The organism is Methyloligella halotolerans, assembly GCF_001708935.1.
In the GTDB taxonomy this organism is placed as follows: domain Bacteria; phylum Pseudomonadota; class Alphaproteobacteria; order Rhizobiales; family Methyloligellaceae; genus Methyloligella; species Methyloligella halotolerans.
The window spans coordinates 373,744-388,255 of record NZ_MASI01000003.1 but is presented as its reverse complement, the minus strand read 5'-3'; the positions used below and the strand labels follow the sequence as shown (position 1 = coordinate 388,255).

The following is a 14,512-nucleotide window of genomic DNA, read 5'->3' as shown; positions in this document are numbered from 1 at the left end:
TCACTATGCGTGTTCCGTCATACGCTCTCGGAAATCTTCCGGAACGGGTGAAATTGTTTAGGTTTTCTCGCGGCTTAGCCGGATCTTATCGTGAGTGCCATTAGCTGCTATCCCCCTGCTAAAAGTTGCAGATCAGTCGATCTGCTCGATTCGCCCAAAGCGCGCGGAATGATAGACGAGCGGCCCACTTTCGGAGGTGCCACCCCCGACGACATCTCCGATGAAAATGGTGTGGGTGCCGACATCCAGCCGCGAGCTCACGATGCACTGAAGTTGCGCGGCGACCCCGTCGAACACGGGCGCTCCATCTTCAGGAATTGTGTAGGACATCCCGTCGAACTGATTTTCCATCTTGCCGGCGAACCGGTTGGCGAGGTCCGTCTGAGAGTCTGCCAGGAGGTTCACCGCGAAATGGCGGCGGGCGTCGATATGCGGGTGGGTCCGCGCCGTCCGGTTGACGACGATCAGGACCGTCGGAGGTTCTGCGCACACGCTGCAAAACGCCGTGGCCGTGAAGCCGTGGGGCTTGCCCTCGTCGACTGTGGTGATCACCGTCACACCGCCGGCGAGCTGGCGCATCACTGCACGGAAGATATCGGGATCCACCCGGGGCTGACCATTCTGAGCAAGACTGCCTGCGCCTGCGGCTGGCCGCGTACCCGCGATATTCTGATTTTGTGCTCTCACTTCGTCATCCCTTCTTCTGAGCCAGTTGATTGGCTTCTTCTGACTGGGTTGGAACGGACTCCTCTGGCGCCTCCGCCGTCACCGGCTCCTGCCGCGGTTGCGGCGGCGTCTGGTTGTCCTGATCCGGATTGATCACGTTGAGGCCGTAGCCATCCAAGCCGACCAGGGTCGTCGTGCGATCGGACAGAAGGATCATGTCGCGCACGCCGAGGTCGGTCAGAATCTGAGCGCCAATGCCATAGTCCCGCTGGCGGGGATCCGGCCTCCGGTGAGGACTGACTGTGCTCACTCGAGAGGAGATCGCATTGGGCCGGGGATCGTTGATGAGAACGACCAGCCCTCGGCTCTCACGCGTGATGCGATGCATGGCTTTGTTGAGAACACCACCCGAGCCGCCAAGCGCATCGGTGATGAAGTCGGTGGCATGCATGCGCACCAGCAGCGGCTCGGGATCGCTGAGATCGCCTTTGCAGAGCACGATATGCTCGCCGTTCTCGACCCGGTCCCGGTAGACGAGCAGCCGCCACTCGCCGAAGGAGGGATGGTGCAGACCCGACTCGGCAACCTGCTCCACCAGACGCTCGGTCTTGCGGCGATAGGCGATGAGATCGGCGATGGTGCCGAGCTTCAGATTGTGCAGCTGGGCGAAGGCCACCAGATCCGGCAGCCGGGCCATGGAGCCGTCCTCGTTCATGATCTCGCAGATCACGCCGGACGGGTTCAGCCCGGCCATGCGCGAGACGTCGACCGCCGCTTCCGTATGGCCGGCGCGGATCAGGGTGCCGCCATCGCGGGCGCAAAGCGGGAAGACATGCCCGGGCATGGTGATGTCGGCGGGGCCCGTCTCTGGGTTGATCGCGATCGCCACGGTGTGCGCACGATCGGCTGCCGAGATACCCGTCGTCACCCCGGTGCGGGCTTCGATGGAGACCGTGAACGCCGTCTCGAACTGCCCGCCATTGCGCGAGGCCATGGGCGGCAGCCCGAGCTGCTCCACGCGATGGGGCGTCAGGGCCAGGCAGATCAAGCCGCGCGCGTAGCGCGCCATGAAATTGATGGCATCGGCCGTGGCGAACTGAGCCGGGATGATGAGGTCGCCCTCGTTCTCCCGGTCCTCGTCATCCACCAAAATGAACATCCGGCCCTTCCGAGCCTCTTCGATGATCTCTTCGGTACTACTGATGGCGCTCTTGAGGGCCGGGAAAGAGAGGCAGTTGGACTGCTTTCCGTCACTCATAGCCGGCCTCCTTCAAGATTGGAGTCGGCGTCGGCCTGGGTAACGAGACGCGGGCGGGCGGAGGACCGGCCCGGATGAGGACGGGCCGATCCTTGCTTTTCCCTACCCTTGAGGGGTTCACCCCGCTCAAGCTCGCGGACCAGCGGAATAATCCGCTCGCCAAAATATTCTGTGTCCTCATGGAAGTGGAGGAAGCCGCAGAGGATCATATCCACGCCGATCTTACGCAGCGCGTGGATGCGCTCGGCGATCTGCTCCGGGGTCCCTATGAGGTTCGTCTTGAAACCGTCATTGTACTGGACAAGGTCTCGCAGGTTGGAGTCCGTCCACATGCCGACATTGTCATCGGTGGCCTGACCGGCCTCCTTCACGGAGACGCGGAACTTGTTGACGGCCTCCCCGTCGGCATTGTCGATGATGCGCTCGAGCTCCTTGCGGGCCTCTTCTTCTGTTTCGCGCGCGATGACGAAGGCGTTCACTGCGAAGCGGACCTTGCGGCCTCGCTTGGTGGCCATGTCATCGATGTTGTCGATTTGCTGCTTGTGGTTCTCCGGCGAGTTGCCGTTCATGAAATACCAATCGGAAACAGCGGCGGCCATTTCCTGAGCAGCGGTCGAGTTGCCGCCTTGGAAGATGTCCGGCGTCGCCCGATCCGGCAGCGCGAGCGGTCTCGGACGGAGTGTGAAGTCTTTGATCTGCCAATATTTTCCGTCGTAGCAGAAATCGTCTTCCGTCCACGCGCCGCGCAGGATCTCGACGAATTCCCGCGAGCGGTCATATCGTTCGTCGTGTTCCAGAAACGGAACGCCGAGAGCGTCGAACTCCTCGCGGTTCCAGCCGGTCGCGATATGGATCGACCAGCGGCCGTTGAAGATCTGATCGGCGGTCGCGCCCTGCTTCGCCACCACGATGGGGTGGAAGATGCCGGGGATGATGGCGGAGATGATCTTGATGCGCCGGGTCGCGGAAAGGATCGCGGCGGAGAACATGACGGAGTCGTGCTGATACTCCGCGCCATAGCTGCCCATCAGCCGGACCTGGGTCAGGGCATACTCGAACCCCGCCTCCTCGGCGATCTGGGCCAGCTTGACGTTGTATTCGAGGCCCCAGTCGGTGCGCTGCGGAATTTTGCTCACCACGAGGCCGCCGCTCACATTGGGAACCCAATGGGCGAATTTCATGCCGCCGTGGTCGTGATACTCCTGGTGACTGAGCTGGGTCATAGCGCAGCCTCCATCACCGGCTCCGCAGGTTTGGAGACAGCGAGCAGCCGTGCCGCCTCTCCGGCGGCACGTTCGATCCGCGCACGCAGCAGGTCGTCGCGAATCTCGACATCGTCGAAATCGCTCTCCACGCCGTACACGGCCGTCGCCACCGTCTGGATGTTGAAGAAGCCCATCAGCGGACGGAACTGATGCTCCAGCGCAAGCCCGTGCAGAGGCGAGCCTCCGGTGCCGATGATGATGGCTTTCTTGCCGGCCATGACCTCACGGCCGACGAGATCGAAATAGTGCTTCAGGAGGCCGGTATAGCTCCCCCGATAAATCGGCGAACCGACGATCAGCAGGTCGGCTTCCTCGGCCTGCCGCACGACCTGTTCAGCTCTGTCGGAAATTTGCGGCCGCCACAGCCCGGAAAAGATCTCCTTCCACTCCGCAGCCAGGCTAACCTCCTCGAGACGAGATTCTCCCAACTGGCGGCGGACAGCGTCAGCGGTCTCACGTAGGACGGCGCCAGTGCGGCCACCCTCACGCGGGCTCCCATTTACCGTGACAATGAGACACATTTTCCTCTCCCTTGGTCCGGCCATGATCTTATTATACCGACCGGTCCATCAATCGTGGACTCTCGGAGGCGAGGAAGCAACCGGAAATCTTCAAGGGCTTCTAAATTATCTGTTAAGACGATGAATTTAGCGGCAGGCACCCAGCTAAATTGCTGATTTTAATGGCAAATATGTGAAGGCATCGGCGCCCGCGTATCGGCCAAAAAACCCTCGCGCTGTCACATATACGCAACGGTCGGGCGAGGGTTTTTGATAGCCTCGCCCGAACACGATGTTCTGAAGGTCAGAATGTCTAGCGCCGGCCGTGGGCGATGCGAGTCGCTTCGGGAAGCCGCCGCAGCGCCGCCATGGCAGCCGCACCGATCACCGGCCCCGGCACCAGAAAGAGGAACACCCACTGCCAGCTGCCGAGCCATGCCTCGGCCATGGGCAGGAGCCAGATCGCCAGTACCGTAAGCGCATAGCCCGCCCCGAGCTGCACGGTCAGCGAAGTGCCCACCAGCCGCGGATCGCCCGCCTCGGTGACGATGGTGGAGAACTGCGCGGAGTCCGCCACGACCGTCGCGCCCCAGATGATCCCGATCACCATGAACGCCCAGAGCGGGACGTCGAAGGTGAAGCCGATCGTCGCTGCGCAGGTGCCCGAGATGACCATCAGGATGAAGGTCATTGCCGTCCGTCCGATACGGTCGGCGGCAGCCCCCGCGATGATGCAGGCCGGTGCGCCCGCGGCGATGATCAGGAAGGTGAGCAGCGAGGCCATGTAGCCGCTGTCGATATCGCTGGAGACGAGACGCGCCTTCACGAAGAATAGCAGCCACGTCCACATAGCGTAGAGCTCCCACATATGGCCGAGATAGCCGAGGGTGCCCAGCACGAAGACCCGATTGGCGAGCGCCTGCTTGATCTGAGACGGATTGAAGCTCGTCTTGGCAAAGGGATACGGCCCGTCGCGCAGGAACACGATCATAAGGAAAGCAGCAAGCAGGCTGGCGATGGTGGTGGTGACGATAACGATCCGCCAGTCGAGCCCGCCGAACGCATTGATCGCATGGGGCATCGCAGAACCGAGAGTCAGCGCACCGATGACGCTGCCGAGCGCCACGCCGCGTCCCTTGCGGAACCACGTCGAGATCAGCTTCAGCGCCGGCGGATAGACGCCGGCCAGCAGCACGCCGGTCAGGGTGCGGAGAACGATGCCGCTACTGGCATCGGGTGCGAAGAGAATGCCGAGATTGGCCATGGCGACCGCCGCCGAAGACACCGCCATGAGGATCCTAGGCGGCACGAGATCCGACAGGCTGAAGGCGGCTGAGCCGACCGCGCCTATGGCGAAGCCGAGCTGGACGGAAATCGCCAGCCAGGTGCTCTGTTGCGGCGTGACATTCCAGTAGGCCTGGAGCTGGGGCATGACCGCCGTGGCCGAAAACCAGGTGGTCATCGAGAGGACGACGCAAAGGCAAAGCAGCAGAAGCGTCGACAGGCTCTTTTCTGCGCTCACTTGGCCGGCGGCAGGATCTTTCGACCCATCTCCTACCGAATCTAAAGTAGGCGCATACTTCCTATCGTCCGCGCTGATGACATTGCTTTGCTTTTGCACAGGCTGCCCTGCCTTCTTATTAGTGCCGAATTGCACCTTTACACGGCACAACTCTCGGCGCTCCCCCCACAACTCTGGTAACAATTTGTTCCAGGATTTTTCGCTGGCCAGCATGTACCGACCGGTCTATCCTAGTCCTAATCAACCAATATCTGTCAAGTCAATTGGGAGGATCGAGAATGGCAGGCGACGGCATGGATGCACCATACCGTAACGTGCCTTCGCGCACGGGGTATCCCATCAGGGAAATCGGCAAGGGCGGCATTTTCGGCTATCCGACCTCTTCATCCGCTCTGACGCGCCACGGCTAAGGTCTCCCGCACCTAAAATGCAAAATTCAAAGCTCTGGTTTTCTGAGCGCACCGCCGAGCAGCGGCTGCGTTCGGTACGGCATGCGATGTCCGCGATGCGCGACGGCCTGCCTCTCCTCGTGGGAGGGAAAAGGCCGCTGATTGCGCTCGCCATCGAGTCCCTGTCCCGCCTCAATCTCGAGGAGTTGGAGGAGTTCAAGACCTCTTTCCCCGTGTTGGTTCTGGCGGCCGGCCGGGCACGCGACCTCGGACATCCCACGGTCTTCCCGCCCGAGACGATGCTCGCCTTCCGTCTTCGATCGGAGGATCTGACCCTCGAGCGGTTGCGCGGCCTGGCAGACCCCACCGCGCCTCAACACGTGGAATCTCTCGGCGAGACCGCCGCGGTCCCCATGGACGGAAACGTGGCCGTCGACTTGGCCAAGCAAAGCAGGCTGCTGCCGGCTCTGCTCATCTGGCAAACGACCCCGGCCGAGGCGAAGCGTCTCATCGAGTCGGGTTATCCCTCGGTCGAGGCCGATGATGTGACGGCACAGTTCAACCAGCCGCCGGCCGTGGAACGGATCACCGAGACCACCCTGCCCATCGCGGCATCGCCGTCCGCCAGGATCGTCGCCTATCGTGGTCTCGCCGACGGCTCTGAAAATCTCGCTCTGATCATCGGCTCACCCCACGATCGGGGCGCGCCGCTCGTGCGCATCCATTCCGCCTGTTTCACCGGCGATGTCCTCGGCAGCCTCCGCTGCGACTGCGGTCCCCAGCTTCACCGCGCAGTCGAGCGCATCGAGGAGGAAGGCGGCGGCGTCATTCTCTATCTCGATCAGGAAGGGCGCGGGATCGGCATCACCAACAAGCTGCGGACCTACGTTCTTCAGGATCAGGGCCTCGACACCCTGCAGGCCAACAACTCTCTCGGATGGGAGGACGACGCGAGGAACTTCGGGCTCGCAGCTGCCATTCTAAAGGAACTCGGCCTTCAGCGGATCCGGCTGTTGTCCGACAATCCGGTCAAGATCGACTCCATGGCGAAGTTCGGAATCTTGGTGCAATCCCGGGTTGCACATACTATACCGCCTAACGGAACGAACGATCGGTACTTAGAAACAAAAACAATGAGCTGCGGCCATTTTAGGGAGCAATCAGGGACAAGGAGGACGGGATGAGTGCGTGGTTGGAGACGGCGCGGGGGACAGTGCCCCAAGTCGGCGAGTTTGCGGAGCTTCAGAACGAAGTCACCATGCGGGATATCGAACTTTTCACTGAGATTACCGGCGACAAGAATCCTCTCCACTATGATCGGCAGCTCGCCGAGAAATCCATCTTCGGCGGGCTGATCGTGCAGGGTGGCGTGACCTCGGGGATCCTCAACGCCATCGTTGCCGAGAAGCTTCCGGGACCCGGAACGGTCTTTCTCAATGTCGACTGGAGCTTCACCAAGGCCGTTCTGGTCGGCGATGTGATCACCGGCCGCATCGAGGTGATCGATGCCCGCGACGACAAGCCGATCTGCAATCTGCAGACCACCGTCACCAACCAGCATGGCGAAGTCTGCCTGAGCGGCAAGGCGACAACCTTTACCGTGCCGGTCTAGACCGGCGCCCTTCCCCTCACCCCAAAGCCTTTTGCATGAAGACGAGATCGAGCCAGCGGTTGAACTTTCGGCCGACCTGAGGGAGCCGGCCGACGGCCTCGAAGCCCGCCTGTTGATGGAGGGCGATCGAGGCCGCGTTGTTGGCTTCGATCCCGGCAACCAGCACATGCATGTCCAGGGCTCGAGCTCTGGCAGCGAGCTCCGCGATCAACGCGCGGCCCGCGCCCTGGCGGCGCGCATCCCGGGCCACGTAGATCGAATGCTCCGCCGTGTGCAGAAAGCCCTGGAAGGGGCGAAAGATATCGAAGGAGGCGAAGCCGATCACATTGCCTTCCTCCTCTGCCACGAGCACGGGAAATCCTTTCGCCCGTCGCGCCTCATACCAAGCCGTGCAGCGCTCCGGCGTGCTCTTCTCATGATCCCAGCTCGCCGTCGTGGTCTCGATCGCATCGTTGAGGATCACCAGGATACTCGCGATGTCGCGCTCCGTGGCGTCGCGGATGATCGCCATTGCCGCCTGCTCTCCTTCGCTCCGAACGGCACCTAGCCCTGGACTTCCGGGCCTGTTCGTTCCTAAAGTTGTACCGACAGGTCTATAGCGTTTCCACGCGTGGATGAGCAGGGAAAAGCTGCCCGCCTCCCTACGCAGACGTCACGCATGTAGGCCGGCTAAAAGCCAATGACACGGGCGTCATGACAAAGCACGACACAATCACTGCAGCGCTCCTGGTCATCGGAGAGGAGATCCTCTCCGGTCGAACCCAAGACGAGAACATCTCCTATATCGCCGGCAGCCTGGACCGGATCGGGGTTGTCCTCAGCGAAGTGCGTATCGTGCCCGACGGCATCGCGGAGATCGCGGGCGCGGTGAACAGCCTGCGCCAGCAATTCGACTACGTGCTCACCACCGGCGGCATCGGCCCAACCCATGACGACGTCACCACCGACGCCATCGCGACCGCCTTCGATACGCCAATCATTGAAGAGCACCCTCACGCTCTCCAGGCCATGCGCGAATGCTTTCCCGGCGAGGAGCTCGGGCCGAGCCTGCGCCGCATGGCGCGCGTGCCGGAAGGGGCGGAGTTGGTGCCGAACCCGATCTCCGGAGCCCCGGGCTATATGATCGGCAATGTGGTCGTGATGGCAGGCGTGCCGCAGATCATGCGGACCATGATGAAGAGCGTGGTGCGCCGCCTCGATACGGGCAAGCGGATCGCCTCCCGCTCCATCCGCGTCGACGCCATCGAGGGCGACGTCGCCCTGGCCCTGGCGGGTCTGCAAGCCGAGCACCCGGATGTGAAGATCGGCAGCTATCCCTATTTCGAGCCGAGCGGCTACGGGACCTATGTCGTGCTCCGAAGCACCGATGCCGATCTCATCGAGAACGCGGCCGAAGCGCTGTGTTCCCTCCTCGACAATCACGGCACGCCCTACGCAGAAGCGGACGCAGGCTCCTGACGGAATAGCCTGTCGTCCGAAGCTATTCGCCGCCCCCGTGCTGCGGCGAATTCTGAATCACGCGCGACAGGGATTCGCGCACCGTGATGGTGCGGCCGTCATAGGTGATGTGCCCGTGGCGTCGGAACGCGTTCATGAATTGGTTCACCCTGGACCGTGTGGTGCCCACCATCTCGGCGAGCGTCTCCTGGCTGATCGAGGGCAGCGTCACCTCAGGCGTCCCTGCCGTCGCATGATTCGAGAGCATGAGCAGCAACCTCGCCAGCCGCCGCTCGCTCGAATTCAGGAGATGATCGATCAGAGCGTCTTCGGCCCGCAGCTCGTTGCTGATGAGGTTCCGGATGAGGAACGCCGAGAACGCCGGACAATCCATCATCATCTGCTCTGCGGCCGCCGCGTCGATCCGCAAGATCTCACTTTCCGTCATGGCCGTCGCCGACATGCGGCGGATGGGCCGGCCGATGAGGCAGCTCTCGCCGAAGAAGCTCTGCGGCGGCAGGATGGCCAGCACGCACTCCTTTCCGTACTCGGAAACGGCACTGAGCTTGATTTTGCCCGCAAGTAGATAAAAGAGACTATCGGCAGGCTCTCCTTGCCGAAACAGAACTGTGCGCGGGCGGCAAGTCAGCTGCGCCGCTACCCCGTCCCGGCGGCAAGCAAGTTCGAGTATATCGAAATCCGGCGTCTTCCTGCCTCCGGAGGACGCGGAAGCTTTTGGAGGTACTGGGGCCAACGCACAACTCTCCATTGCAACCTGCGATTACAATATACCCCCATCAGATGACGCTCAGCGCACACAGTTTATCACTTTTTGTTCAAATGGTTACGGCCTGTAAGTGATTGATTTCTCTGAACTTGTTCCACCTTCCCGAGGTCACATTGCGGGTTGCCGTCCCTCACCTGATCAAAATTGAACAGCGAAGTAGACGCTTCTGTCGATATTTAACGCTGTCTTAACAGAAGTGCCGTGATCGAACAGCTGTGGGGATGTTCGCGTCTCGCGGCGCTTCTCTGTTCTCGTGTAATCGCGTGTAGCGAGTAAGCGTATGTTTCCGCGTAAGAAGCCTGTCTTCTTCGACCCCCACGGCCATCGGGCCCGATTGCTGAATGTCGTTCTTGCTCTGGCCGGAGTGTTTGCGACCGCGGCAGTTACCGTCATCACCATCGGGGTCCTGATTGCGCCGGACATGAGCCCGCCCCCCGGACGGACGGCGCCGCTATCGGAGGCGGGCGAGTCCAGTCGCGCCACCGGCACCCCCAACGAGCCCCCGATCGCCTCCGGCCAAATCCACAACCCCGCGCCGGCCAGCGCCGGAGCATTCCGCCTGGCGTTCTTTTCCTACGACGACGAAGCCAGTCTTCAGTCTCTCAAGCTGCACACCGGCGACGTCGACGGGCTGATCTTGAATTGGATCCACCTCGACGATGCGACCTCGGAGGCGCTGAACTTTCCATCCGGCGATCCGGAAATGCTCAATAGCCTCGCACGTGTCCGGTCGCTTGTTCCGAAAGCCAAGCTCTACCCGTCTTTGACTCTTTTCCCGGAGCGCATGTCCCTGCTGCTGGACCCCGCGACGCGCGAGGGTCTCGCAGCCAGCGTAGCGGCGAACGTCGAAGCCAACGACTTCGCAGGCGTGGTGGTCGGCATCCGAAGCGTACCGCCGAGCGCGCAGCCCGTCCTCATCCGAACCATCGCCTCGCTCCGCCGAACGCTGTCCAGCGACGGCCGCAGCCTCATCCTTTCCGTGCCAGAAGAGGTGAGCACCGAAAGCCTCGCCCAACTCGTCCCCTTCGCCGACTTCGTCCTCATCCGAACGGAAAACGAGTCCGTGATGCGCGATACGACGGGACCGGCGGTTAGCCAGGGTTGGTTCGAGGGCCAGCTCCTGAAGCGTTTGCGGGTCGTCCCGCAGGAGAAGCTGATCGTCACCATCGGCTCCTACGGTCTGGACTTCGACGCTTCGGCAAGGACACGGAGATCTCCGTCCAGCGCGCATGGGATCTCCTCAGCGAATCCGGCACCCAGCTGAAGTTCGATGGGCGCTCGCTGACGCCGACCTTCGTCTACCGCAGCACTCCGCGAAGCTGGGCGCAGGTCTGGTTCCTCGATGCCGCGTCGTCGTTCAATCAAATGCGGGCGGCGCTTTCCGTCGCTCCCGCAGGGATCGCCGTCTGGCGCTTGGGTCTGGAGGATCAGGGAATCTGGTCCTTCGCCGCCAAGGGCGGCTTTCCCGACGAGAGCGTGCTGCGGAAGATGGAGACCATCGAGCCAGGGTTCGGAAGCCTCGACGCCGTGAAAGGCGGTCTCGCCTCGGTGCGGCCCGGCAGCCTGGGCGAACGCCGCTTCTTCTTTAACCGTCCGCTCGGTCTCGTCGACGGCCAGGAGATGCGCGCGGTGCCGAAGCTTGCCGACATCACGACCTGGCATGCCAAGGATCCAAAGCAGCTCGCCATCACCTTCGACGATGGTCCCGATCCGATCTACACGCCGAAGATCCTGGACATCCTCGCCGAGAAGAACGTGAAGGCGACCTTCTATCTGGTCGGCGACAACGCGATTTCGAATCTCGACGTGGTCAAGCGCATCTACCAGGAAGGCCACGATCTCGGCAATCACACCTTCAACCACGCAGAGCTCTACGAAAGTTCCGCGACTCGCATCGCAGCCGAGCTCAACGGCACCCAGCGCCTTCTTCAATCCCGTCTCGGCGTCACCAGCGTCCTCTTCCGCGCACCATATGAGCGCGCGGAGTACGGCTTCCTGGAAGGCTCGCCGACCTTGATCGAGACGGTCTACAAGCTGGGATACCTCTGGGGCGGCTTCGAGATCGACACCCACGACTATCTGCGCCACCCCTCCGAAGTGAACTGGATCGTCGATGACGTCATCTCGAGCCTGCGCACCGGTGACGGCAGCGTCATCCTCATGCACGACGCGGGCGGAAACCGCGAGGCTACCCTCCGCTCCCTGCCGCTGCTGATCGACCGCCTGAGAGCGGAAGGCTACAGCCTCGTCACCACCCATGAGCTGTTCGGCCTGCCGCGGGACGCGGTGATGCCGAGGGTCAAGGATCCCGACATCGTGCGGGAGACGGAAGCCAGCTTCAGACTTCTGTCGATCCGCACCTTCGCGACCCTTTCGGAGATCATTCCCCTGGTGGCCATCGCGACATCGCTTCTCGGTCTCGCCCGGCTTGGCCTTGTCATGCTGTTCGCTGGCGTGCAGCAGCGGCGCCGCGAGTCGCGGAGCGTGACCCGCGCACCCTATCGCGGGCGGTTCGCCGTCATCGTCCCTGTCCACAACGAGGAAGCCGTCGCCTGTAAGACCGTGCGCGCGCTCCTTGACGCCACCGGCGTTCCCCCCTTCGAGATTCTCGTGGTCGACGACGGATCCACAGACGACACGGCAGGTGTCTTAGCCGCGGCGTTCGGCAACGACGACAGGGTTCGCGTTATCCGGAAGCCGAACGGCGGCAAGGCAAGCGCGCTCAATCTCGGTTACCGCAGCACCAGGGCCGACGTCGTCGTCGCCATCGACGGTGACACGGTGCTGGCGCCGGATGCCCTCGCTCATCTCTTACAGCCCTTCACCGATGCGAAGGTCGGCGCCGTCGCCGGCAAGGTGGTGGTCGGAAACCGGGTCAACCTCATCACCCGCCTCCAGTCCCTCGAATACACGGTCAGCCAGCGGCTCGACCGCAACGCCTTCGAGATGCTCAACGCGATCGGCGTTGTGCCCGGGGCCATCGGCGCCTGGCGGCGCAAGGCGGTGCGGAAGGTCGGAGGCTACTCCACCGACACGCTCGCCGAGGATGCGGATCTCACCGTCTCGATCGCCTTGGACGGCTGGCGCATTGTGTCCGCGCCCGACGCCCTCGCCTTCACCGAAGCTCCGGAAACGCTGAGAGGCTTCATGCGCCAGCGCTTTCGCTGGATGTTCGGCATGCTCCAGGTGGCCTTCAAGCATTCCGGCGCCATTTGGCGGAGGCCGACCGGCGTCTCTCTTCTGACCATTCCGAACATTTACGTCTTCCAGTTCGGCTTCACGCTCCTCGCCCCGATCATGGACGTCATCGTCCTCACCCAGCTTCTTCTCGCCCTCGCATCTCTGCTCGGGTTCGGAGAGCTGCAGAGCGACACCCTGACGCTGGTCTTTTGGTACTGGCTCGTCTTCCAGGGGGCCGACCTGGCCGCCACGCTCTACGGGCTCAAGCTCGATGGCGAACGCAAGAATTGGAGGCTCCTGCCCTTGGTCTTCCTCCAGCGGATCACCTACAGGCAGCTTCTCTACTGGACCGCCGGACGCGCGCTGCTCACCGCTTTGCGGGGAGCGCTCGTCGGCTGGGGGTCCCTTGTCCGCACCGGCAGCGTTGTCATGCCGGTGGCACCGCCGACAGCGGTCGAAAATGCTTCTCACCGAGGGATCTCGTTATGACCATTACCCACGCTTACCGGTTTGAGATGTTCGCGCTGACCTTGGCTGCAGGTTTTGCGATCGCCGGCCCCCCCGCTTCCGTCTTTGCAGCCGAGAATCCCGAGGCAATCGACTCTCAGCCCATAGCCGACGGGACCTTATCCGCGAAAGCCGGGGAGATAGATGACAGCGAGCGCTCTCCGCTTCCGACCAACCCGCTTCTCCTCACCATCGGCGACCAGCTTAAGATCACGGTGTTCGAAGCCTACGGCTCCGGAAACGGCATAGAGCATCCCAACGGCAGTGCCCTGCCGACCCTGATCGAGCGGCCGGAGCTATCGGGAGAATACGTCGTGCAACAGGACGGTCTGATCGTCCTGCCCCTGATCGGCGCCATCAATACCGACGGCATCGCACTGGTCGATCTTCCGAAAGCGATCGAGCGCGGCTTCGCCGCCAAGCGGGACGGATCGATCAAGGCCAGCGTGCAGCTCGTAGACCGGCAGCCGGTGTACGTGACCGGCGATATAGCGGCCCCGGCGACCGTCAAGCACGTGCCGGGGATGACCGTGCTGCAAGCCGCCATCCTGGCTGGCGCCGGTCACGGCGCGGAACAGCTCGACCTCCAGTCCCGCCGTATCGAGCTCGCCCGCGAGGAAGAGCGGCTGCGCCAGTCGACGGACCGCCTGGGCTCCCTGCTCGCCTGGGACACGGTCCTCAAGGCCGAGCGCGACGGCTCTGTGCCGAAGGCCCCGAGCGCGCTTCAAGCGATCACGACCCCGGAGCAAGCCGACAAACTCGTGGACGAGGTGTCTCGCCTGCGTCAGCTCGAGCGCGAGCAGAAGGAAAGCGAGCGCGCCGGGCTGGACCGGTCCATAACCGCCATGCAGGAAGAGCTGACCCTGCTTCACGGCCGGCTGGCGGAAACCCAGAGCTGGGTCGGCGAGCTGGAAGCCCGCGTGAAGAAGATGCAGGCGGTTCGGCAGCTCGGCCGGATGGACAACATCACCTACTTTGCGGCCCGAAACGATCTGGTCGTCGCAAAGGACCGCTGGGAGGAAACCAAGACCTCCATCGTGCGGCTGGAACGCGATCTCACCGCCACGCGCCAATCCATCACGCAGCTGCAGCTTGATACCGTCCTCAAGCGGGAGAAGGCGATCCGGGAAGGCCAGGAAGCGATCGAACAGGAGACGATCACCGGAGCAACGATCGGCCGCCTCCTCCAGCAGGCCATGGCCGCCCCCTTGCCGTCGAGCGGCTCGAAGCGCCAGAGCTACCGCCTGATGCGCCGTTCGCCCAGCGGTCTGAAGGAATTCGACGCCGATCCCATGGTCGAGCTTCGGCCGGGCGATGTGCTGGAAATTCTCACGGCTCCAGCGACCATCGGCAACACGGCGGTCAACTGACGTGCTGCGGATGTTCGCG

The 14,512-nt window shown here is 62.7% G+C and carries 13 protein-coding genes; 6 read left to right on the top strand and 7 right to left on the bottom strand.

Translation table 11 applies throughout. The features are described 5' to 3' along the window. Nucleotides 1-132: 132 nt before the first annotated feature. From A7A08_RS08425 to A7A08_RS08405, 5 genes are all read right to left on the bottom strand, one after another. On the bottom strand, nt 133-687 hold the full coding sequence (locus A7A08_RS08425) for a flavin reductase family protein (RefSeq protein ID WP_141693911.1): 555 nt from the start codon (nt 685-687) through the stop codon (nt 133-135). A gap of 4 nt (nt 688-691) precedes the next feature. Beyond that, nucleotides 692-1,924, bottom strand: a complete 1,233-nt coding sequence (gene ribB, locus A7A08_RS08420) for a 3,4-dihydroxy-2-butanone-4-phosphate synthase (RefSeq protein WP_069095047.1) — start codon at nt 1,922-1,924, stop codon at nt 692-694. Then, nucleotides 1,921-3,147, bottom strand: coding sequence for a dimethylsulfone monooxygenase SfnG (sfnG, locus tag A7A08_RS08415; protein ID WP_083226579.1), 1,227 nt, complete (start codon nt 3,145-3,147; stop codon nt 1,921-1,923). Before sfnG ends, ribB begins: the two co-directional genes overlap by 4 nt. Beyond that, the gene (locus tag A7A08_RS08410; RefSeq protein ID WP_069095046.1) at nt 3,144-3,710 is read right to left on the bottom strand and encodes an NAD(P)H-dependent oxidoreductase; all 567 of its coding nucleotides are present in this window, start codon (nt 3,708-3,710) and stop codon (nt 3,144-3,146) included. The genes sfnG and A7A08_RS08410 overlap by 4 nt, the downstream gene beginning before the upstream one ends. Before the next feature lie 292 nt (nt 3,711-4,002). Continuing rightward, nucleotides 4,003-5,211, bottom strand: coding sequence for an MFS transporter (locus A7A08_RS08405; RefSeq protein WP_069095045.1), 1,209 nt, complete (start codon nt 5,209-5,211; stop codon nt 4,003-4,005). A 505-nt stretch (nt 5,212-5,716) separates the two neighbouring features. On the opposite strand from A7A08_RS08405, the gene A7A08_RS08400 reads away from it, so the two are divergent. After that, nucleotides 5,717-6,784: a GTP cyclohydrolase II gene (locus A7A08_RS08400; protein ID WP_280948721.1), complete on the top strand. Its 1,068-nt coding sequence runs from the start codon at nt 5,717-5,719 to the stop codon at nt 6,782-6,784. Beyond that, on the top strand, nt 6,781-7,212 hold the full coding sequence (locus tag A7A08_RS08395) for a MaoC family dehydratase (RefSeq protein WP_069095043.1): 432 nt from the start codon (nt 6,781-6,783) through the stop codon (nt 7,210-7,212). Before A7A08_RS08400 ends, A7A08_RS08395 begins: the two co-directional genes overlap by 4 nt. 16 nt (nt 7,213-7,228) lie before the next feature. Here A7A08_RS08395 and A7A08_RS08390 read toward each other — a convergent pair whose 3' ends face one another. Further along, nucleotides 7,229-7,723 carry a GNAT family N-acetyltransferase gene (locus tag A7A08_RS08390; RefSeq protein WP_069095042.1) on the bottom strand — a complete coding sequence of 165 codons (495 nt, stop codon included), beginning with the start codon at nt 7,721-7,723 and terminating at the stop codon, nt 7,229-7,231. A 182-nt stretch (nt 7,724-7,905) separates the two neighbouring features. Between A7A08_RS08390 and A7A08_RS08385 the strand changes: the two genes are divergently transcribed. Then, nucleotides 7,906-8,670 (top strand): competence/damage-inducible protein A, encoded by a 765-nt coding sequence (locus tag A7A08_RS08385; RefSeq protein ID WP_069095041.1) that lies wholly within the window; start codon nt 7,906-7,908, stop codon nt 8,668-8,670. Between the two features lie 22 nt (nt 8,671-8,692). On the opposite strand, the gene A7A08_RS08380 is transcribed toward A7A08_RS08385, so the two are convergent. Continuing rightward, nucleotides 8,693-9,418, bottom strand: coding sequence for a Crp/Fnr family transcriptional regulator (locus tag A7A08_RS08380; RefSeq protein ID WP_083226576.1), 726 nt, complete (start codon nt 9,416-9,418; stop codon nt 8,693-8,695). A gap of 298 nt (nt 9,419-9,716) precedes the next feature. On the opposite strand from A7A08_RS08380, the gene A7A08_RS08375 reads away from it, so the two are divergent. The 3 genes from A7A08_RS08375 (at nt 9,717) to A7A08_RS08365 (ending at nt 14,493) form a co-directional block, all read left to right on the top strand. After that, a complete protein-coding gene (locus A7A08_RS08375; protein ID WP_069095040.1) occupies nt 9,717-10,700 on the top strand; it encodes a glycoside hydrolase family 18 protein in 984 nt (327 codons plus the stop codon). Nucleotides 10,701-10,801: 101 nt separating this feature from the next. Then, the gene (locus tag A7A08_RS08370; protein WP_069095039.1) at nt 10,802-13,105 is read left to right on the top strand and encodes a bifunctional polysaccharide deacetylase/glycosyltransferase family 2 protein; all 2,304 of its coding nucleotides are present in this window, start codon (nt 10,802-10,804) and stop codon (nt 13,103-13,105) included. After that, nucleotides 13,102-14,493: a polysaccharide biosynthesis/export family protein gene (locus A7A08_RS08365; protein WP_069095038.1), complete on the top strand. Its 1,392-nt coding sequence runs from the start codon at nt 13,102-13,104 to the stop codon at nt 14,491-14,493. The genes A7A08_RS08370 and A7A08_RS08365 overlap by 4 nt, the downstream gene beginning before the upstream one ends. Nucleotides 14,494-14,512: the final 19 nt, after the last annotated feature.

Excerpts from the sequence above, each read along its gene's own strand:
- ribB (WP_069095047.1), bottom strand. The coding sequence starts at position 1,924 with ATGAGTGACGGAAAGCAGTCCAACTGCCTCTCTTTCCCGGCCCTCAAG.
- sfnG (WP_083226579.1), bottom strand. The coding sequence starts at position 3,147 with ATGACCCAGCTCAGTCACCAGGAGTATCACGACCACGGCGGCATGAAA.
- A7A08_RS08410 (WP_069095046.1), bottom strand. The coding sequence starts at position 3,710 with ATGTGTCTCATTGTCACGGTAAATGGGAGCCCGCGTGAGGGTGGCCGC.
- A7A08_RS08400 (WP_280948721.1), top strand. The coding sequence starts at position 5,717 with ATGCGCGACGGCCTGCCTCTCCTCGTGGGAGGGAAAAGGCCGCTGATT.
- A7A08_RS08395 (WP_069095043.1), top strand. The coding sequence starts at position 6,781 with ATGAGTGCGTGGTTGGAGACGGCGCGGGGGACAGTGCCCCAAGTCGGC.
- A7A08_RS08390 (WP_069095042.1), bottom strand. The coding sequence starts at position 7,723 with ATGGCGATCATCCGCGACGCCACGGAGCGCGACATCGCGAGTATCCTG.
- A7A08_RS08385 (WP_069095041.1), top strand. The coding sequence starts at position 7,906 with ATGACAAAGCACGACACAATCACTGCAGCGCTCCTGGTCATCGGAGAG.
- A7A08_RS08380 (WP_083226576.1), bottom strand. The coding sequence starts at position 9,418 with ATGGAGAGTTGTGCGTTGGCCCCAGTACCTCCAAAAGCTTCCGCGTCC.
- A7A08_RS08375 (WP_069095040.1), top strand. The coding sequence starts at position 9,717 with ATGTTTCCGCGTAAGAAGCCTGTCTTCTTCGACCCCCACGGCCATCGG.
- A7A08_RS08370 (WP_069095039.1), top strand. The coding sequence starts at position 10,802 with ATGCGGGCGGCGCTTTCCGTCGCTCCCGCAGGGATCGCCGTCTGGCGC.
- A7A08_RS08365 (WP_069095038.1), top strand. The coding sequence starts at position 13,102 with ATGACCATTACCCACGCTTACCGGTTTGAGATGTTCGCGCTGACCTTG.